Origin of the sequence: Thermodesulfobacterium sp., assembly GCF_030445475.1 — a bacterium.
Taxonomy (GTDB): Bacteria; Desulfobacterota; Thermodesulfobacteria; order Thermodesulfobacteriales; family Thermodesulfobacteriaceae; genus Thermodesulfobacterium; species Thermodesulfobacterium commune.
In genome coordinates this window covers 13,329-32,960 of record NZ_JASUTP010000011.1, presented here as the reverse complement: position 1 = coordinate 32,960, position 19,632 = coordinate 13,329, and the positions used below count along the sequence as shown (strand labels likewise).

At 32.8% G+C, this 19,632-nt stretch carries 21 protein-coding genes and 2 tRNA genes; 8 read left to right on the top strand and 15 right to left on the bottom strand.

Annotation, left to right across the window (positions count from 1 at the left end; genetic code table 11):
• Positions 1 to 10: 10 nt before the first annotated feature.
• The 3 genes from PWP26_RS04895 to gatB are packed head-to-tail and all read right to left on the bottom strand — an operon-like array spanning position 11 to position 3,181.
• Positions 11 to 634 carry a redox-sensing transcriptional repressor Rex gene (locus PWP26_RS04895; protein ID WP_038060418.1) on the bottom strand — a complete coding sequence of 208 codons (624 nt, stop codon included), beginning with the start codon at positions 632 to 634 and terminating at the stop codon, positions 11 to 13.
• Positions 624 to 1,754 carry an S-methyl-5-thioribose-1-phosphate isomerase gene (gene mtnA, locus PWP26_RS04890; protein WP_287568304.1) on the bottom strand — a complete coding sequence of 377 codons (1,131 nt, stop codon included), beginning with the start codon at positions 1,752 to 1,754 and terminating at the stop codon, positions 624 to 626. The genes PWP26_RS04895 and mtnA overlap by 11 nt, the downstream gene beginning before the upstream one ends.
• Positions 1,751 to 3,181, bottom strand: coding sequence for an Asp-tRNA(Asn)/Glu-tRNA(Gln) amidotransferase subunit GatB (gatB, locus tag PWP26_RS04885; RefSeq protein ID WP_038060420.1), 1,431 nt, complete (start codon positions 3,179 to 3,181; stop codon positions 1,751 to 1,753). The genes mtnA and gatB overlap by 4 nt, the downstream gene beginning before the upstream one ends.
• A gap of 369 nt (positions 3,182 to 3,550) precedes the next feature.
• On the opposite strand from gatB, the gene PWP26_RS04880 reads away from it, so the two are divergent.
• Positions 3,551 to 3,832: a hypothetical protein gene (locus PWP26_RS04880; protein WP_038060422.1), complete on the top strand. Its 282-nt coding sequence runs from the start codon at positions 3,551 to 3,553 to the stop codon at positions 3,830 to 3,832.
• 56 nt (positions 3,833 to 3,888) lie between these two features.
• The gene (rnr, locus tag PWP26_RS04875; protein ID WP_273010365.1) at positions 3,889 to 5,985 is read left to right on the top strand and encodes a ribonuclease R; all 2,097 of its coding nucleotides are present in this window, start codon (positions 3,889 to 3,891) and stop codon (positions 5,983 to 5,985) included.
• A 39-nt stretch (positions 5,986 to 6,024) separates the two neighbouring features.
• Here rnr and PWP26_RS04870 read toward each other — a convergent pair whose 3' ends face one another.
• Both PWP26_RS04870 and nikR read right to left on the bottom strand, forming a co-directional pair.
• Positions 6,025 to 7,641, bottom strand: a complete 1,617-nt coding sequence (locus PWP26_RS04870) for an acyl--CoA ligase (protein ID WP_287568303.1) — start codon at positions 7,639 to 7,641, stop codon at positions 6,025 to 6,027.
• A gap of 109 nt (positions 7,642 to 7,750) precedes the next feature.
• A complete protein-coding gene (nikR, locus tag PWP26_RS04865) occupies positions 7,751 to 8,173 on the bottom strand; it encodes a nickel-responsive transcriptional regulator NikR (RefSeq protein WP_287568302.1) in 423 nt (140 codons plus the stop codon).
• Between the two features lie 251 nt (positions 8,174 to 8,424).
• On the opposite strand from nikR, the gene PWP26_RS04860 reads away from it, so the two are divergent.
• The 6 genes from PWP26_RS04860 to PWP26_RS04835 all read left to right on the top strand — a co-directional run bounded on the left by PWP26_RS04860 (position 8,425) and on the right by PWP26_RS04835 (position 13,434).
• Positions 8,425 to 9,135 (top strand): prenyltransferase/squalene oxidase repeat-containing protein, encoded by a 711-nt coding sequence (locus PWP26_RS04860; RefSeq protein WP_287568301.1) that lies wholly within the window; start codon positions 8,425 to 8,427, stop codon positions 9,133 to 9,135.
• 67 nt (positions 9,136 to 9,202) lie between these two features.
• Positions 9,203 to 9,382 (top strand): universal stress protein, encoded by a 180-nt coding sequence (locus tag PWP26_RS04855; RefSeq protein ID WP_353735822.1) that lies wholly within the window; start codon positions 9,203 to 9,205, stop codon positions 9,380 to 9,382.
• Positions 9,383 to 9,481: 99 nt separating this feature from the next.
• Positions 9,482 to 10,084, top strand: a complete 603-nt coding sequence (locus PWP26_RS04850) for a DUF6657 family protein (protein WP_038062915.1) — start codon at positions 9,482 to 9,484, stop codon at positions 10,082 to 10,084.
• A 12-nt stretch (positions 10,085 to 10,096) separates the two neighbouring features.
• The gene (locus PWP26_RS04845; RefSeq protein ID WP_038062913.1) at positions 10,097 to 10,927 is read left to right on the top strand and encodes a hypothetical protein; all 831 of its coding nucleotides are present in this window, start codon (positions 10,097 to 10,099) and stop codon (positions 10,925 to 10,927) included.
• A complete protein-coding gene (locus tag PWP26_RS04840) occupies positions 10,928 to 12,193 on the top strand; it encodes a hemolysin family protein (RefSeq protein WP_287568300.1) in 1,266 nt (421 codons plus the stop codon).
• Positions 12,193 to 13,434 (top strand): hemolysin family protein, encoded by a 1,242-nt coding sequence (locus PWP26_RS04835; protein ID WP_273010478.1) that lies wholly within the window; start codon positions 12,193 to 12,195, stop codon positions 13,432 to 13,434. Before PWP26_RS04840 ends, PWP26_RS04835 begins: the two co-directional genes overlap by 1 nt.
• Here PWP26_RS04835 and PWP26_RS04830 read toward each other — a convergent pair.
• The 10 genes from PWP26_RS04830 to PWP26_RS04785 all read right to left on the bottom strand — a co-directional run bounded on the left by PWP26_RS04830 (position 13,420) and on the right by PWP26_RS04785 (position 19,561).
• Complete coding sequence (locus PWP26_RS04830; protein ID WP_038061790.1) at positions 13,420 to 14,022, bottom strand: hypothetical protein; 603 nt, start codon at positions 14,020 to 14,022, stop codon at positions 13,420 to 13,422. The two genes, PWP26_RS04835 and PWP26_RS04830, sit on opposite strands and share 15 nt — an antisense overlap.
• Positions 14,015 to 15,601 carry a lipopolysaccharide assembly protein LapB gene (locus PWP26_RS04825; protein WP_287568299.1) on the bottom strand — a complete coding sequence of 529 codons (1,587 nt, stop codon included), beginning with the start codon at positions 15,599 to 15,601 and terminating at the stop codon, positions 14,015 to 14,017. The genes PWP26_RS04830 and PWP26_RS04825 overlap by 8 nt, the downstream gene beginning before the upstream one ends.
• Positions 15,561 to 16,514: an RNA polymerase factor sigma-32 gene (locus PWP26_RS04820; protein WP_287568298.1), complete on the bottom strand. Its 954-nt coding sequence runs from the start codon at positions 16,512 to 16,514 to the stop codon at positions 15,561 to 15,563. Before PWP26_RS04820 ends, PWP26_RS04825 begins: the two co-directional genes overlap by 41 nt.
• A 52-nt stretch (positions 16,515 to 16,566) precedes the next feature.
• Positions 16,567 to 17,235, bottom strand: coding sequence for a radical SAM protein (locus PWP26_RS04815; RefSeq protein ID WP_235181311.1), 669 nt, complete (start codon positions 17,233 to 17,235; stop codon positions 16,567 to 16,569).
• Positions 17,195 to 17,569 carry a 6-carboxytetrahydropterin synthase QueD gene (gene queD, locus PWP26_RS04810; RefSeq protein WP_301399075.1) on the bottom strand — a complete coding sequence of 125 codons (375 nt, stop codon included), beginning with the start codon at positions 17,567 to 17,569 and terminating at the stop codon, positions 17,195 to 17,197. Before queD ends, PWP26_RS04815 begins: the two co-directional genes overlap by 41 nt.
• A 24-nt stretch (positions 17,570 to 17,593) precedes the next feature.
• A tRNA-Cys gene (locus PWP26_RS04805) sits at positions 17,594 to 17,665 on the bottom strand.
• 9 nt (positions 17,666 to 17,674) lie between these two features.
• On the bottom strand, positions 17,675 to 17,881 hold the full coding sequence (locus tag PWP26_RS04800; protein ID WP_038061802.1) for an amphi-Trp domain-containing protein: 207 nt from the start codon (positions 17,879 to 17,881) through the stop codon (positions 17,675 to 17,677).
• Between the two features lie 27 nt (positions 17,882 to 17,908).
• A tRNA-Met gene (locus tag PWP26_RS04795) sits at positions 17,909 to 17,982 on the bottom strand.
• A gap of 69 nt (positions 17,983 to 18,051) precedes the next feature.
• Positions 18,052 to 18,669 carry a sulfurtransferase-like selenium metabolism protein YedF gene (yedF, locus tag PWP26_RS04790; RefSeq protein WP_051754466.1) on the bottom strand — a complete coding sequence of 206 codons (618 nt, stop codon included), beginning with the start codon at positions 18,667 to 18,669 and terminating at the stop codon, positions 18,052 to 18,054.
• Positions 18,670 to 18,766: 97 nt separating this feature from the next.
• The gene (locus PWP26_RS04785) at positions 18,767 to 19,561 is read right to left on the bottom strand and encodes a glycosyltransferase family 9 protein (protein WP_301399073.1); all 795 of its coding nucleotides are present in this window, start codon (positions 19,559 to 19,561) and stop codon (positions 18,767 to 18,769) included.
• Positions 19,562 to 19,632: the final 71 nt, after the last annotated feature.

The following is a 19,632-nucleotide window of genomic DNA, read 5'->3' as shown; positions in this document are numbered from 1 at the left end:
ATTAAAATTTTTATCTACTTAAAAAATAAGATAATTTAGTTAAACCTAAGCTAAACGAAAGGTTTTCTATCCGAACTGAATCATTCCTGGAAAAAAATGGGATTTTTGTTAGGTTTAAAATAGCTTTTAATCCATGGTCCAAAAAAGTTTTTATGTAAACTTCTGCGTTTTCTTCTGCTGTAATAACTCCTATGTCTACCTTAATCGCTTTAAAAACATAGGAAACCTGCTCCAAGTTGTAAACAGAAATTCCATTGTAGATCCTTCCTATGTGTTCCTCTCTGATATCAAAGGCTGCCATAAAGTAGAAACCTTCTTTCTGAAGTTCTTTATTTTCTAAAAGAAATATTCCTAAAGGAGAGATACCTCCTAATATTAGGTTCCATTCTTGGGAAAGTCCTAAAAATTTTTTTAGATTAAACTTTAAAGTTTTAACGTTATAGCCTACACCTTTAGTGCCAAGGCTTCCTAAAAAGTTTAAGTCTTTTCTTAGTTGAGCAGAGGTTACTCCAGCAAGTTCTGCCAATTCTTCAGAAGAAAGAGAACCGATACCTTTATCCTCAAGATTTTCAAGGATTTTAAGATAAAAAATCAGTCTTTCTAAGGTATTTTCTGGTAGGTCCTTAATTTTCATTCCTTTTTATGATTTTTGGTATATTTTGGCTGTAAGGAGGATATATCACCCCTTTTTCTGTAATGATAGCTGTAATTAAATTCCCTGGTGTTATGTCAAAGGCAAAGTTATAAGCCTTAGCATTTAAAGGAGCAACCCTTGTTTTTCCACAAGACAGTACCTCTTTCGAAGGCCTTTTTTCTATAGGGATTTCTTCTCCTGAGGAGATTTCTAGATCAAATGTAGAGGATGGAGCAGCAACAAAAAAGGGTATTTTATGGTAATGGGCAAGAACAGCTAAACTGTAGGTTCCTATTTTATTAGCTGTATCTCCGTTTAAAGCTATCCTGTCAGCCCCTACTATGATAGCTTTAACTTCTCCTTTTTTGATAAGATACCCCGCTGAGTTGTCTGTGATGATAGCATAAGGTATGTTAAGCTTACTAAGCTCCCAAGCAGTAAGTCTTGCCCCTTGTAAAAAAGGTCTTGTTTCATCTACAAACACAAAGATTTTTTTATGTTTATAAGCCTCTCTTATCACCCCTAAGGCTGTTCCATAACCTCCAGTAGCTAACGCTCCGGTATTACAATGAGTAAGAACCCCTCCCTCAGGAATAAGATCTTTCCCAAAGGTTGCCATAGATAGATTTCCCTCTATGTCTTCTTCCCAAATTTTTAAAGCTTCTTTTTCTAAAATAAAGTAAAGCTCTTTTAAAGTTTCTAATGTCATCGGTTCTTTTTCAACCTCTTTAAGAAATTTTTCACAAACCCCTTTCATTCTGTTTACAGCCCACTTAAGGTTAACAGCTGTAGGTCTTGCTGTTTCTAAAAGTAGACTAAGCTTTCCTATCTCTTCGCTGATACGTTGGATAGAAAATTTTTTAGTCCTAGTTTTTTCTAAAAAGTTTTTAAACCCTATGGTGAATCCTATGGCAGCACATATTCCGATAGCAGGAGCTCCTCTTACTACTAACTCTTTGATAGCTTTTCTAACTTTATTTATGGTGTTACAAAAAACATATTTTTCTTCTAAAGGAAGCTTTCTTTGGTCTAATAAAAAAAGTCCTTTTTCATTCCAAATCCAGGCTTGGATTACATCTGTTTGAGCTGGGACTTTTATATTGTTTTTTTTCTTTTTCATTTTTCTAACAACTCCTCTAAAAGTTTATTAACTACTTTAGGATTGGCTTTTCCTTGAGTTTTCTTTAAAACTTGTCCTACAAAGAAACCAAGTAATCCTTTCTTTCCTGCTTTATATTTTTCCACCTCTGCAGGGTTTTCTCGGAGTACTTCTTCGCAGATGATTTTTAATTTTTCTTCTGAACTTTCTTGAATTAACCCTTTTTCTTCTACCAATTTTTTAGGATCAACACCTTTTTCGTAAACCTCTGGAAAGACTTGTTTGGCTATGGTTATAGAAATAAGGTTATCTTCAACCAACTTAAGAAGTTGAGCTAAGTTTTCGGGAGTAAGTTTTGACTGAGTAATGGATATGTTGTCTCGATTTAAATAACGCAAAACTTCTGTTAACATAAAATTAGAAACCATCTTTGGGTTAGGATAAATTTCTAAGGTTTTTTCAAAAAATTCAGCAAAATCTCTTTCCTCTGTCAAAATTTCTACTTCATAAGAAGTAAGTTGGTATTGAGTTAAAAATCTCTGTTTTTTCACATGAGGGAGTTCTGGAAGTTCATTCTTTACCTTTTGTAACATGTCATCATCAATCTGGATTTCTATCAGGTCAGGGTCAGGAAAATAGCAGTAGTCATGAGCTTCTTCTTTTCCTCTCATGGGATGAGTAGTTTGCGTAGCTTCATCATAAAGTCTGGTTTCTTGAACTATAGTTTTACCTTCTAGGAGTAATCCTATTTGTCTTTTTATTTCATAGGATAAAGCTTTTTCTACATGTTTAAAAGAGTTCATGTTTTTTAGTTCTACTTTTGTGCCAAATTTGTCACTTCCTTTAGGTCGAACCGAAACATTAGCATCACATCTTAAACTTCCTTCTTCCATGTTTCCATCACAAATACCTAAATATCTTAAAATCCTTCTCAAAGTTTTGAGATAAGCTACTGCTTCTTCAGGGGAAGAAATAGCAGGAGCACTTACTATTTCTAAAAGTGGGGTTCCACACCGGTTAAAATCTACATAAGAAAAGGGTTGTTTCTCATCATGGATTAGTTTACCCGCATCTTCTTCCATATGAATTCTAACTAAGGGTATGATTTTCCTTGTCCCATTTATCTCTATTTCTATTTCTCCGCCTTCAGCTATGGGAAGTTCGTACTGAGAGATTTGATATCCTTTGGGTAGGTCTGGATAAAAATAGTTTTTACGAGCCATCACAGAGGTTTTGTTGATTTTACAACCAAGGGCTAAACCTAATTTTATGGCAAATTCTACAGCCCTTTTATTGATTACTGGAAGTACCCCTGGCTGCCCTGTACATATTGGACAAATTTGTGTATTAGGTGGATTACCAAACTTGGTTGAACATGAACAAAACATCTTAGTTTTAGTGTTAAGCTGAGCATGAACTTCTAACCCGATTACTGCCTCAAATTCCATAAACCACCCCTTTAACGGAAGTTGATAATGAAAATATAAAAATTATCATACAATTTTTTTATTCTGTGTCAATATTAACCTGTAGAGGATGTTTTTAAAATTTCCTTTTGTCTATGATTCGTTAACAAATTATTCTATAGTAAAATAGAGAGTTAACAAAAAACAATCATCTTTTGTTTCATGAAAATTTAAAATTTTATATTTTAAAAGGGGTAAAAGGGATTAGGAAGAAAATAGTTATGTAAAAATTAGTAGAAAGAATTTCCGAACACATTCTTCATAGGAGAGAGTTGACAAAAATTTTTATATGTTATAGTATAAAAATTAAAAGAAGTCTTAGATGTGTAGACAAATTTTTGAGGAAAGGTTATGAAAGTTAGATTTTATGATATTAGCATTTTACCTGTTATCTTTTTAGGCAGTCTTTTGGTTGCTTATTCCTATCATAAATTAGAACTTGCCGCTGAAGATTTTAAATGTTTAAAATGTCATAAAGGAAGTAGGAGTCTACCTAACATAGTAAAGGAGAAAAACATCAAAACAGCAGAAGAGTTAAGGTTTTATATAAGAAAAGGCCCAAAGTCAGGTCTTCATGTAACCGTGCCTGAAGAAGACTTAGAAAAAGCTATTCAGTATTTAAACCTTAAGTAATCTAAATGCCTTCTAAAAAGAATAAGAAAGGTTTAACTAAAAAAAAAGGTAATAAAATTCACCATTTCAAAGATAAACTTCAAGATGACCTTCTTAACTTATTAAAATCAGTGAAAAAGCCTTTGTTATTAAGAGAGATTTACCATCTTCTAAATCTTCCAAAAGAAAAAAGACCGAAAGTTCGAGAGGTTTTGAAATTTTTAGAGGCCCAAAATAAGGTTATCAAATTAAAGAAGAGAAAGTATGCACTTCCAGAGCAGGTGTCCTTTTTAAAAGGAAGGTTAAGGGTTCATCCTGATGGCTATGGCTTTGTAGAGACAGAAAAAGAGCGTATTTTTATCCCTCCTCGTTTTATAGGAAAAGCTTTAGATGGAGACATAGTGTTAGTTAGGATAGATAGGGTAAGTTTAAAAGGTCCTGAAGGCAGGATTATCGAAGTAGTTGAAAGAAAAAGAAAAAATTTAGTGGGATACTTAGTAAAGAGAAAAAAAGCTTATTTTGTAGAGCCAGAAGATCCAAGAATACCTTTTGAGATTTATATCCCAAAAAAAAGGCTTAACAAAGCTCAAGTAAACCATTTAGTAGTCGCAAAGATTATTCAACCTACCTCAGAGTATGGATTTCCGGTAGGGGAGATAATTAAAGATTTGGGAGACCCTCTTAATCTCGAATCTCATACCTGGGCCGTAGTATATACTTATGACCTTCCTCATTTATGGACCGAAGAATTGATGGCTGAACTCCAAAAGTTACCTGAAGAAGTTATATTAGAAGATAAAAAAGGTAGAACAGATTTGACTAAAATTCCGTTTGTAACTATAGATGGTGAAAACGCAAGGGATTTTGACGATGCAGTTTGTGTTCAAAAGACTAAAAAAGGCTATAAACTTTGGGTAGCTATTGCTGATGTAGCTCATTATGTAAAAAAAGGTTCTTTTTTAGATCAAGAAGCCTATCTTAGGGGAACTAGTGTTTATTTTCCTACAATGGTTATTCCGATGTTTCACGAAAAACTTTCCAATCATTTATGCAGTTTAAATCCTAATGTAGACAGATTAGCTATGATAGTAGAGATAGATTTTAGTCACGATGGAGAGGTGACTAACCAAAAATTTTATGAAGGAGTAATTCATTCCCATGCTCGGCTGACCTATACAGAGGTAAAAAAGATGGTCGTTGATCACGACCAAGAAACCATTGAAAAATATCAAGACCTTTATCCTATGCTCGATACCGCAGCTGAGCTTGCCTTTATTTTGAGAGAAAAAAGACTAAAAAGAGGTAGTTTAGATTTTGATTTGCCTGAGCCAGAAATAATAATTAACATCAAAGGAGAGGTTGAAAACATAGTAAAAAGAGAGCGCAATTTAGCTCATATGTTGATAGAAGATTTTATGATCGCAGCTAATGAAGCGGTGGCAAGTTTTTTAACTCAAAAGGGCTATCCATTTTTATATAGAGTTCATGAAACACCGGACATAAACAAATTAAAACAATTGTCTGAAATTTTCCTTTCTTATGGAATAGAAGTAACTTTTCCAGAGGAAGTAACTCCTCAGTTTTTTCAACGATTGATCTCTCAGTTTAGCGGAAAACCTTATGCTTATCTTTTCAATCATCTACTGTTAAGGTCCTTAAAACAGGCTAAATATACACCTGAAAACCTAGGTCACTTTGGTTTAGCCTCTACCTGTTACTGTCATTTTACCTCTCCTATAAGGAGATACCCAGACTTAGTAGTACACAGAACTTTAAAAGCTGCTTTAAAAAGAAAAAAACCTGTTTACAAAGAAGAAGAATTAGAAAAAATGGGTAAACATCTCTCTGAGAAAGAAAGAACCGCCGAAGAAGCAGAAAGAGAGGTTTTAAAGAGATTTCAATGTTTCTTCATGAAGGATAAGATAGGAATGACTTTTAACGGAATTATTACTGGAGTTACTGCTTTTGGTTTTTTTGTAGACCTGTTAGAGTATATGGTAAGTGGAGTGGTTAGGGTAGTCGATCTTGAAGATGATTTTTATGTGTTAGATGAAAAAGGAATTGCTTTGATAGGACAGAAAACAGGCAAGGTTTTTCAAATAGGACAATCTGTAACAGTCAGAGTAAAAGAGGTAGATTTAAGAAGGTTTTATATTAATTTTGTGCTTGCTTAGAGGAGTTAAGTCCCCTAAGCAAGCTTTTTAAAGGAACTTTTATTTAGGCCAAAGTCCAAATTCTTTTAACTTTAATTCTTTTCGTTTGATCTTCCCGCTAACAGTTTTAGGAAGCTCCTCTACAAACTCAATCTTACGTGGATATTTGTAAGGAGCGGTTTCTGTTTTCACAAAATTTTGCAATTCTTTTATTAATTCAGGAGAAGGTTTGAAACCATCTTTTAAAACGATAAAGGCTTTGACCACCTCTCCCCTTATTTCATCAGGGCTTGCTACTACAGCACATTCTTTTACTGCCGGGTGTTTGATAAGAACACTTTCTACTTCAAAAGGAGAAATCCTGTATCCTGAGCTTATGATTATATCATCTTCTCTTCCTAAAAACCAAAAGTAGCCGTCCTCATCTTTATATCCTCTATCTCTGGTGAAATACCATTCACCTTTAAAGGCAGCTGCCATTTCTTTTTCATCATTTATGTACTCCTTAAAAAGCCCCACAGGTCTCTCAGGAAAGACTTTGATGGCTATGTTGCCTTCTTCATAGGGTTTTAAAATTTTTCCGTTGTCATCTACTATTTCTACCTCAAACCCAGGAGTAGGAAGTCCCATAGCACCTTTACGCATAGGAATAAAAGGAAACATAGCTATGGTATTAACTGTTTCTGTCTGCCCATAACCGTTATAAATATACTTCCCAGTAATTTCTTTCCATATGTCTATTACTTCTGGATTAAGTGGTTCTCCTGCTGAAACAAAATGATTAACTGTAGGGAAAGAAAGTTCTTTTAAGGGAACTTCTTTGATTAACATTCTGTAAACGGTAGGCGGAGCACATAAGGAGGTTACTTCAAATTTTTTCAATGTTTCTATCATAATATCAGGAGTAAACTTTTTCCCTCTACGCCTTACAAAAACGGTTGCTCCTGTATTCCATGGGCCAAAAAGACTTGACCAAGTAGCCTTAGCCCACCCTGTATCAGATAGATTCCAGTGTATTATACCAGGCTTTAGGTTTAACCAAAACTTTCCAGTAATAACATGGGCTAAAGGATAGGAAACTTGAGTATGTCTTACCATTTTAGGTGGTCCTGTAGTACCTGAAGTAAAAAAGATGATAGATGTATCCTCTGAAAAAGTCCTTTCTCCTACAAAAGGGTCAAACTTAAAAAGCTCACTATACTTTTCCCAGCCAGGAATATCATCGATGTTAATAAGAATAGCTTTGGAATTGGTGAGGTTCACCGCTTCTTCTACTTTTTTAGCATTTTCTTCATCTGAAATGATAGCCTTAATTTCTAAAGATTTAAGTCTATATTCTAAGTCTTTTACCGTTAACATCACGGTAGAAGGAACGATAACAGCGTTTAGTCTCATTAAAGCTAATACTGTAATCCACCATTCATACCTATTAGGTAAAAACATTAAAACATTGTCTCCCTTACCGATCCCTAAATTTTTTAAACCTCCTGCCAATTTACTTGAAAGAGCAGTGAGCTCTTCAAAAGTAAATCTTTTTACTTCTTTACCATCTGTCCAAATTAATGCAGGAAGGCTACCCCATTTGTCAAACACGTCTAAAGGAAATGAAAATTTTTCAGGAACCTGTAGCTTAAAATTTCTAACTACTTCATAATAATATTGTAACTCTTTTTGCATAAAATTCCTCCACCTAATTTCTCAAATACTCTGAAAAAAAGAGAATATAAAAAAAAACACTAAAAGACAATAAATAAAATAAAAATTTCACAAAAATAAAATAAAAAAATTAAGAAGGAATACTTTTTCCTAAAGTAGTTAGAGCTAAGTTTAGATGAAGTACACCTTTTTGGGCTTGAATTTTATCTGCTAAATCCTTGATCTCGTTAGCCTTACCTCTAACCAAAATTATTTCTAAGCATCTGTGGTGGTCTACGTGAAGGTGTTGGGTTGTAATAATTTTTTCATAATGCTCGTGTTGAATATCTACTAATTTATCGGTAAGCTCCCTTTTGTGATGATCATAAAGGTAGGTAATCACCCCCACTACTTCTTCTTTAGACTCTTTCCACTCTTCTTCTACTAGTTTCTGACGAATAAGGTCTCTGATAGCTTCAGAACGGTTGGCATAATGTTTCCGTTCTATATAGTCATCAAAGGCTTTAAGCAACTCCTTAGGAATAGAAATTCCAAAACGTGCTAACTCTTCCATAATATTCCCCCTTTTTATTAAGATTTATGTAGCTTATTTATTCAAATTTATCGACAAGTATAATAAGTTTTATACTAACAAAAACCTACAATTTGTAAAGATAGGCTAAAATTTTTCTTCAAAAATAAAATTAAACCCCAAAAAAATATTAAATGACGATGAAAATTTTATTTTGTACTACAAAGAAAAAATCTGGACAAGATCGTCCTGTGTAAATATAATGTTTAAAATGATTTTTTAATTAAGATAGTATGAAAATTTCTTTAAAAGAAAATATTTGGAAACAGGTATATCAGTTTGTAAAAATGAGAAAAAGAGAAAACGGGGGTTTTGGAGCAACCCCTTATCTTCCCCCTACCATAGAAGATACGTATTATGCCTTAGAAATTCTTAAAGCTTTAGAAAAATTCGATCCTTCCATTAACTCTAAACTTTTAATCGATCAGAGGTTAAAACTTTGGTCAAGAAAAAATGTGGTTAATATTATAAAATATGCAATCCATTCTTATAAAATGATTTACTATCTTATAAAAATAATTCAAAATCTACAAGATGATAAATCGTTATATTTCTTAAAAAACAGATGTAAAGAGTTATTCTGTTCTTTTAGTCAAAAAAACCATGAGTTAGAAAAAGTTTTCTATATATTAAAATCACTTAGAAGTCTCGATCTGGAGGAAATAGAGTTAAATTTTAATCTAACTTGGGGTTTAGAAAACATAAAAGAGGCTTATCAGTTAGTTTGGCTTTGGAAAAACTATCAGGTTGATAGGTCTTTCCCTATTCAAGAGGTATTAAAATGGCTTAAGGAAGATTTTAATCCAGATGGAGGTTATGGATTCTATCCTGGCACCACCTCTTACTTAGAAAATACTTTTTATGCATTAAAAATTTACTCTTTATTAGAAATTAAGCCTGAAAACTTAAATCAAATTAAAGAATTTATTATAATATTATCGTGAACTACTAAAAGATATAGAACGACTCTCGAAAGATATCTCGAAAGATAAAAACATAAAAATAACTCCTATGATCAAGTATGGAAAACCGGCAGAAGTTATTGTAAATGTAGCAGAGGAAAATGATGTTGATTTAATCATCTTAGGTCCCAGTAAATATTCTTTTATAAGAAGAAGGATTTTGGGAAGTACAGCAGAGAGAGTGATGGAAAAAAGCCGGCTGTTCAGTTTTGATTATCAAATAATTTGAAACTATAGTTTTAGCTTCCTAAGTTTTCTCTTGCCGAAAAAGGTTTTAGATGTTAATTTTTTAAATAAACAGTTTTATTCTATCGAGAGGAGGAGTTTTATGCCGGATGAAATAAGAAGTACTCTTGAGATTGCTTTAGAAAAAGCAGAAAAAATAGGAAAGGCTTCTAAAGAAGAATTAAAACTAATTGAACTACAGGAGGAGGCTCAAAGGCTTGCGGCTAAATTTTTGAGAGAAGAATTGTCAGATTTTCACGAAAGATTAGAAACAATGCTTAAAGATAGAAAACCTCAAGAAAAAAAAGCCATCCTTAAAGGGATGGTGCAAGTCTTTTTAAGAAATATAGTTTTACCTTTGAATGAAGATCAGCTGGAAGATGGTAAGAAGGCTCTTAAAGGCTTAAAACTACTGTTTGATAAAATGCCTGATATGGATCGACTTTTAAAAGAAATTGAAAAACTTTTAATTCAGTATAATACCCATAAAGAAACTATTTATCAACAAATGGTTGAACGTTTTTCTGCAGAAATAGAAATGATCGAACAGGCTTTATCCAGTCAGTTAGGGGCAGAGGTACATGTAGATCCAGAAAATCATCCTAAATTTAAAGAAGAGTGGAGAAAAATTAAAGAAAAACTGGACGAAGAATATAACAGGCAATTAGAGTATTTAAAAGGTATTTTTAATAAAATCGTCAGTTAAAAGAAAGGAAATATGGGTTATCAGGTATTATTATATCCTCAAACTTTTTTAGGCAGAAAACATCTTGAAAAAATTATAGGATTAATAGAAAAGTTATTAGTGTTAGACCTTGGTACCACTCAGGAAAATTGGCTTAAATTTTATCATGAAAAAACAGATTTAAAAGAAAAAGTTGTTTTTTTAGGTTTTAAACCAGACTTAGAGATTGACCTTGAAGAAGTCAAAAAAGAGGTAAAAAGTTTAGAGGAATGGGGGTATAACTTCAGAACTCCAGAAAATTTGAGATATTTTAGTCAGTTTAAAGATGTATTTGAAAATTCTTTGGAAGATCTTTTATCCGCTATAAAAGGGGGCCAAAGATTAAAAGAAGATAAGTTTATAATAAAGTCGCAGATTATAACTCTTATTTTAGCTGAAAAATTGGATGTTTCTAATTATGAAATAAGAGTTGATTTAGAAAGTTTAGAATTAAAATATCAAGAAGTGTTTAAAGAAAAAATAGTAGGAGAGGACTTTTCTTTTAAACCCTTAGAAGAGTTAAATCGTTTAATCTCATCCTCTGTAGAACTTCAAGAAAGTTTACCTAATCTTGAACAAAGAATGAAAGCTTGGCAGACTTTAGGTCCTTATATAGATTTTAGTCATACTTCAAAGTTAGACGGGCTAATGATTACTTCTTCGGAGTTACTAGATTCATGGCAAGAAAAACATACCTATTATGTAAGGGATGAAGAGGAGGTCCAAGTTTATGAATTTAAGACAACAATACCCGACCTTTTAGGTTTTTCAATTTCTTTAAATACCAATCGAAAAAGCTCTCTTGTATTATATATAAAACCATAAATGATCGAGCTTTATTTTTTTCTTATTTTATTTTTTTTGTTGACCTCGATGATTTTAACGTATTCCGAAGCAGCTATTTTCTCTATCTCTAGGATAGAGCTTGCAAATTTGAGGATTTCAGGGGTTTCTCAAAAGCTTTTGGATCTGCTAAAAAGACCAGAGGATTTATTGGTAGTTCTTATTGCTGGAAATGAAATAGTTGATTTTTTTGCTAGTTTCCTTGGTTCTAAGTTGTTTTCTTCTCTTTTTCCTGATAAAGGGAAGGCCATAGCTTTTTTTGTTTTAAGTTTTTTGATGTTTTGGATGGGAGATTTTTTCCCTAAGGTAGTAGGTTTTAAAGCTAAAGATTGGCTTATAACTAAAGTAATATACATCATTTATACTTTGTATTGTATTTTTTGGCCGGTTAGGAAAATTTATAGGTTCATTTATCAAAGTTTAGAAAAAATGTTCCCAGTAGAAAAAATCTATTCTACAACATTTTCTCAAGTAGAGCAAATTATAGTCTATATTATCGAAAAAGCTTATTTACAAGGAAAAATTACTGAGAAGGAGAAAATTTTTATCGAAGGGTTATTTCTTTCTGAGAAAATATCTGTTTCTGCTATCTTAACTCCGCGTTCTGAAATGGTGGCTTTTGAAGATAGATATATTACCTTAGAATTTTTAGAAAAGATTAAATATATGCCCTACAACAAATTTCCTGTTTATGAAGATTCTTTAGATAATATCATAGGGATACTTTATGTAAAAGATATAATTCAAAATTTTTCTCCTGAGCTTTTAGGAAAAACGAAGCTTTCTGATTTAGTAAGACCGGTATTTTATGTGCCAGAAAATTTCAAAGTAAGAGATTTAATTTTTGAATTTCAAAGAAAACATCTAAAAATCGCCATCGTGGTAGACGAATATGGTATGGTTAAAGGTTTAGTTACCCTTGAGGATGTTTTAGAGGTCCTTTTTGGAGAAATATACGAACAAAAAGAAGCTAAAGTAGATTTTATCCAGAAATTAGGAGACCAAAAATGGTTAGTTCATGGAAAAGTACTTATGGAAAACTTAAAGTCTATGTTAGGATTAGAATTGGAGGAAGAAGCCTTAAAAGATATCAAGATTCTAAATGGGTTTTTGTTATCTCTTTTTAAAGAAATTCCTAAAGAAGGCCAGGCCATAGTTTATGGGGGATACAGGTTTACGGTAAAAAGGGTTAAAGGAAGAAAAATTCTTTGGGTTGAGATAGAAAAAATTCCCCAGGGAGAGGTTTGATGCTGGGTGTTTTTTCTTTTCTTTTTTTTATCTTAGGGGAGGCTTTTTTTGCCTGTAGCGAGATTTCTTTTATTTCTGTAGAAAGATATTTCATAGAAAAGTTGGCTACAAAAGAAAGGGCAGCCAAGATTTATCTTAAGTTCTGGGAAAACCCTGAAAGGCTTTTTACCACAACCCTTATGGGAATTACCTTTTGTATCGCAGGCAACGGTGTTTTTACTTCTTATTTTCTAATCAAAGAGTTTGGAAACATAGGAATAGTAGTATCTTCAACTATACTTCCTTTTTCCATGGTAGTTTTTGGACAGATTATACCAAAGACCATCGGTAAAAAGTTTGCTTATCCTCTGATTCTTTATTTACTCCCTTTGGTTTATGTCATTTCTTTTATTTTTTGGCCTTTAGTCTATATCAATACTTTTTTAGCCCAGAAATTGCTTAAACCTCAAGAAAAAAATCCCATTTTTTTAACCAGATTTAGGGAAGTTTTTCTTAATTTTATAAGATATGAAGAAGAAATAGACCTTACAGAAAAAGATTTAATGCATAAAATCATAGATTTTGCAAAGAAAAAGGTTTCTCAGGTTATGATTCCGATAAGTCAAGTAAAGGCTTTACCCATAGAAGCCACCGTAAAGGATGCTATAGAATTTAGTAAAAAATATAATTTTTCTTATATACCACTCTATGAAGGAGATATTCATCACATAAAATATATCGTAAAAGTGCAACATTTATTAGGTAAAACTTTGTTAGAAGATGAAAAACCCTTAAAAAATATCGCTTATTCTCCTCTTTTTTTTCCTGAAGTTGCGCGGGCTCATGAGGTTCTTTCAACCCTTCAAAAGTCTGGTATGGAAATAGCGGTTATTGTGGATGAATATGGGCTTACTACAGGAATTGTAACCATAGAAGATTTGGTGGAAGAGGTTTTGGGAGAGTTTAGAGACGCACTAGATTATTATGTACCCGAATATCAAAAGATTAATGAAAATACTTATAAATTTAAAGGTTTTATAGAGATAGAAAAATTGCAACAAATGGGGATCCCTATTCCTTCAGGAGATTATGAGACTTTAAATGGTTTTATTTATTCTGTTACAGGAAAAATTCCAGGAGAAGGGGAGGTAATTTATTATGATAATTTAGAAATTAAAATTTTAAAGGCTAGTCCCCAAACGGTCGAAGAAGTTTTGATAAAAATTAGACCTATCAAAAAGGAAAAATCAAAACTGAATTAATTCTTTTTGAGCCTCTTTTTCTAAAAGTTTTTGATACAACGCAGGGTCCCAAAGGAGTTTGTTTACAGAGTTTAAACTTCTAAACTTCCAAGATACTTCAAAACCTTTCACTTCAAACTTAACTTTTCCTTGTCCAGAATTTTTGTCAAAACTATATTTTATAATACCATGATTAGGAACTTCCCATGTTTTTTCCTGTTCTTTTATTCCCAAAAAATGTTGAGGAAGGTCTTTAGGATTAAAACCTTTAGAAAAAGAAATAACCAGTATTTTTTGATGGTATATGTCGTATATTTTTATTTGTTCTTTTTCCTCTGTATTCCAAACCAAAACCCCTAAAGTTGTCCCAAAGGGGTCTTTTAGCCTTAGATAAAAAAACTTAGCACTTAACTGAAAATCTCCGTAAACTGTATTAATTTCTTGTTTTTCTCTTTGATTAATCTCTATCGTAATCCATACGTTCCCGGTGTAGATGCTATCAGATAGGGTTTCAGACAAAAAATAGACAGGTTTTTTACTACAAGCAACCAAGAAAAAGGGTAAGTGTAACCAAAAGATAACTTTAGTTAGAGCAGAAGCTTTATTCACAACCTAAGGTTTTTATTTTATTTTTTATCCTTTCAGTATCTCTGAGATGAAAGGAGGCATTTAGGGCTCTTTTATAAAGATTACAAGCCTTTGATGTTTCCTTTTTCACTACCAACAGGTCAGCTAAATGCTCTAGGATAACAGCTTCTTCCTCAGATAAGTTGTTTACTGCCTTTTCTAAATACTGGTAAGCGAGGTCAATTTTCCCCATTTTATAATAACACCAGCCTAAACTATCAAGGATGTAAGGGTCAATAGGTTTAAACTGTAAGGCCTTTAAAAGCAATTTTTCTGCTTCTTCAAGATTTTTTCCTAACTCAACATAACTATATCCCACAAAATTTAAAACATGAGGATTTTCTGGCATTTTACTTAACCATGGAAGGGTAAGGTCTAAAACCTTTTGATAGTTTTCTAAACAGGCATAGTTAGACGCTAAACCAAGGATTATCTCTAAATCATCTGGATATAGTTTGAAGGCTTCTTCTCCGTAATACACTCCCTTTTCACAAAGATCTAAGGCCTCTGCTGAGCTTATCAACAGCTTATACCATGATTTATCTTTTTTGGTTTTTTCTTCTAAGGTTTTGAAATAATCTAAAGCTTGTTTTCTATCCTTTTTTCTCAAGATAAAAACTATTCTCTTAGAAGCCTCTAATCCCCATTCATTCTTAGGCAAAATTTTTTTATAAATTTCCAAAGCCTCGTCTATTTTCTTTTGATTCTCTAAGCAAAAACCTAAGAAAAAAAGCATTTCAGGTTTATCTTTTAGACCTTCTGGAATATTTTTGAGGAGTTTTTCAGAGTTTTCCCAGTCTCCCCTTTCTAGATAAAAACCTAACAAGAGCTTGATAAGGTCCTCATCTGTAGGATATTTTTGAATAAGCACCTTTAAAATTTCTTCTAACTGTTGGTCTTCTTTATTTTCTTCTAAAAATTTTAGAACTTCCATCAAAATCATTCTGTTATCAGAAGAATTTTTTAAAGCATTTAGATAAGCTTCTTTAGCTTCTTTCATCCTCTTTAATTCCTTTAAAACCCTACCTTTAAACAACCAAGCAACATAGTTATTAGGGTCTATTTTTAGTAATTTTTCTAAGTGAGATAAAGCAGAATTCCAGTCTTTTTTTTCAAGATAAATGTTTATCAATAAACTTAAAATCTCTTCATTTTTGGGTTCTTTTTCCAGGAGGTTTTCAAGTAGGTTAGCTGCCTTATAAGGTCTATCTTCAAAAAGATAAGCTTTGGCTAAAATTAAGGTAAGTTCTTTTTCATCGGGATACTTAGAAAGAAGCTTTTTAGCCAAACTTTCTGCCTGTTTAAATTGTTTGTTTTGAAGATAATATAAAATTAGCTGTTTTTGTAGATAAAGGCTTTTTTTGTCAAGTTTTATGGCTTTTTTTAAATATTGTTCTGTTTTTTCCGGATTTTCCTGTCTTAAAGCTAAAAGAAAATAGTAATAAGCTAGGCCTTTGTGATTATAAGCGAAGGAACAGGCAGGAATAAAAAGACAGGAGAGAACGAATATTAGAGATAAACTAAAAATTTTCTGGAAATGCCAGGGTATAATATTGAACATCAGGTAGCCTCTCTTCAAGAAATTTTTTAAGGTTTTTAATAACTTTTTCTTCTATTTGTCTAACCCTTTCCTTAGAAATCCCTAACTTTTGAGAAAGTTCATTTAAAGTTTTAGGGTTTTCGGTAAATAGTCTTTCGTGAAAGATAACATAATCTTTACCAGACAGCGTTTGGGCAAACTCTTTTAAAAGCTTTTTAAACTTTGAAAGCATTTCTTCTTTGGCATAGATTTCTTCCGGAGTAGGTCTATGATCTTTAAGAAAACTGGCTAAGGTATCTTCAGAGTCGTACCCTATCGGTGCTTCAAGACTTAGGTCTTGAGAAAACATTCTCTGTTCCATTTCTTCTACTTCTTTTTCTTTAACTCCTAAACGTTTAGCTATCTCTACAGAAGTTGGCTCAAAACCTAAGGCTGCAAGTTTTTCTTTTTCCTTGCGAAGTTTATAAAATAATTTTCTTTGAGCTTGTGTAGTTCCCATTTTAACAAGTTTCCAATTATCCATAATGTATTTAAGAATGTAAGCTTTTATCCAGAAAGAGGCATAATAAGAAAATTTAACCCCTTTATAAGGGTCAAATTTTTTTACCGCTTGAAGTAACCCAAGATTACCCTCTTGGATAAGGTCTAAGAAGTTGTGAGCCCAAAATTTCTGAAATTCTAAGGCTATTTTTACCACTAATTTAAGATTTGAGACCACCAATTTATAAGCTAATCGAGGGTCCTTAGTTTCATAATAAGCTTTAGCTATCTGTTCTTCTTCCTCTCTGGTAAGTACCGGATATTTACTGATTTCTTTCAGATATTTTTGCAGAGGGTCAAATTTAGCGGGGAGACTTTCTTCGACGATTGCGGGAAGTTGAGATAAAACTTCGGTTGTTTCTTGTTCTAAGACATTTAAATCTTGTTCTTTCATAGTGATTATTTTAACACAAAAAAATAAAATCTACAATTTAAATCGTATAGATTTATTTTAAGTTTAAAAGTTTGTGCAGTTGAATTTGTAATCTTATAGGTAGTTTAACTTCTAAAAGCCAGTTCGCCAGTTCTTTAGGAGAAAGCTTTTCAAATACCGGAGAAAAATACACTTGGGTTTTAGAGATAAGGTCAAAAGTTTTAATTTTATCTAAAGCAAACTCGAAATCTTTTCTGTCTTGTATTACAAACTTTATGACGTCCTTTGAGCTAAGAAAGTCGATGTTTTCATATAGATTGTGGTCTGCCATTCCAGAAGAGGGAGTTTTTAGGTCCATAACTTTAATCACTTGAGGAGGAAGGTGCTTAAGAGAGAGGCTTCCGTTGGTTTCTATGCAAACTATACATTTTTTATTCAAAAACCTATCTATTAAAGGATAGACTTCTGGTTGAAGCAAGGGTTCACCACCTGTGATAGCGATGTAGGGGATTGAAGAATAGTGGTTTTCCCATAACTTAATTATCTCTTCTAAGGTTATGCTTTGGTATTTATCACTTTCTCTTGCATAAAGGGTATCACACCATGTACATTTTAGGTTACACCCAAAAAGTCTTACAAAAAACGTAGGATAACCTGCAAAAGGACCTTCCCCTTGGATAGAGAAAAAGGTCTCAGAGATTTTAAGGTTCAAAGTAGGTGGCACAGGCCTTTTCTGTTTCAAAAACAGTTACTTCTTTAATCTTTAAGTTTGTATATAAAGAAAGTTTTTTCTTGAGGTCTTGAAAGATATATTGGGCAATCCTTTCAGATGAAGGGTTAACCTCCAAAAAATAGGGGAGGTCGTTTAAAAGACGATGGTCTAAGCTTTTCAAAGTTTCTTTTAGGGCTTTTTTTAGCTCTTTGAAATCGATGAGCATATCAAGCTCGTTTAAACGTTCTCCTTCTACTACCACCTCTACCTTCCAATTATGTCCATGAAGTTTTTCACATGGACCTTCGTAGTTTCTTAAGAAGTGGGCTGAAGAAAAAAAATCTTGTACTTTTAATCTGAACATAATTAAAAGTGATATAAAAAGTAAAGGCGGCGCGGGGATTCGAACCCCGGATTCACGGCTTTGCAGGCCGTCGCCTTACCGCTTGGCTACGCCGCCAGCTAAAACTTAACTCCTCCAAGTAAACTCTATTTCAAATTCTTTTTTGTCTTCTTTAACCTTATACTTCAGTTCACATTCAAAATTGGCAGGCAAATCTATTTCCACCTGTTCAATCTTTACCTTACCTTGTTCTACTTCCTCGGCAATTTGCCTAAGAAGCTGGGCTGCTTCTTGAGGAGTGGCAATCTTTTTTACCTCAATCTTATCCTTCATAGCCTTTCCTCAAGGGATTTAATTTAGTGGCGGCGGAGGGACTCGAACCCCCAACCCTGTGGATATGAGCCACATGCTCTAACCTGTTGAGCTACGCCGCCATATTTAACAAGTTTTTTATATTATTTAAACATCTTTACCAAGGTTGTCAAGGCCTTTTTAGAGGTAATTTAACCTATCCAAACGGTTTTTTTGAAATAAAACATCCCTTCTAAGTAGATGTCTGTGCCACCTCTTTTCCCGACTTTGAGTTGATCTTCTAAACCATAGTATTTTAAACAGGTACCACAAGAATAGATTTCAACCCCTTTTTTCTCAATCTCATTTAGTAAAGATATTATTTCTTCGTCCTTTGTAGTTAAAAATACCCCTTTGTTCATAAAAAACATTCTGTCTGGTAAAAGGTTTTGTACAAGCATGGTCTCAAAAAAGCCTTTTATCAATATCTTACCTAAAGCCTCATCTTTACCGATTACATCATTGGTTAGAATAACAAAAAGCTCTTTTTTTTCTAAATTTGTTTCGCATGAAAAATGAGCAAGCTCTTCATCTTTTACCTTTACTTCAGAACCTTTTTTTTCTACCACCAATAAAATTTCTTCTCCTTTTTCTACCTCAGAAATGATTTTGTGCCCTTGGGAATTTAAAAATTTTTTTACATTATTAGCTGACGTTTGACTGTCTAAAACTATCTGAAAAACCTCTCCTTCTTCTAAACTTTCTAAAAAATCTTTTGTTTGAATAACAGGTTGAGGACAGGGAAGCCCTTTTACATCTAACGTTTTCATCATATGCCCCCTTTTAAAATTTTTTCAAATTTCTAAGTTTAACACCTTAGCCTAAACCATCTAATAGAAAAAATAAATAAAATTATTTTAAAAATCTCTATAAATCGGCCTTTTCTAAAAATTTAAAGAAAAGCTTTTGAGGCTCTAAGCAAGGCCTTTCAGAACAGGTCTTAGGAAAACAAGGACTACATTTTAACCCTAAGGTTATGATGGTATGGTTAGGGCCTATCGGACGCCATACAATATGGTCTGTGGGGCCAAAAAAGATAAAACTTTTTACTCCTAAATAACTTGCTAAGTGTGATATCCCACTGTCAAGCCCTATAAATCCTCGAGCGGTTTTTAATGCTTTAGCTAAAACCTCAATGTCCTCTACTTCCCAAAAATTTGAGGTAAAATCCTTTATCCACTTGTCAGCCTCTCCTACTATGTAAATATAATCAATATTTTTTTCGTTTAAAAATTCTTCTATCATCGAAAAAAGCAAAAAATCGGGGATTTTTTTAGAGGAACCACTTCCTGGATGAAGAACTACCTTGTTTTTTAGTATGCTTTCAGTTGATCCTTTAAGAGGTAAAATTTGAGAAAACTTTTTAGGTAGGTTTAAACAACTAAAGTAATAGTCTACCAGCCATATTCTTTCTGAAGGGAAAGGGTCGAACCCTTCTGTTTTAGAGAAGAAAATTTTTAAATCATAGGGTTGGTTTAATACCTGCGGATAAAAGTCTTCATAGATCTCATCTACCCATCCTACTTTTTGAGCTAATTGATAATAGGCTTTAACTCCTATGACAGTGATTTTATAACCTTGATTTTTAAAAACCTCAAGAACTGGAAACGTAAGAAGGGTATCCCCTAATCCTCCTCTCCGGTAAAAAAGTAATCTTTTCATTAAGTAAAGTCAAGGTTTTTGGGATCGTTTAGTCAAGGGTTGTTTAATTTAATCAGATAAAGTATAATAAC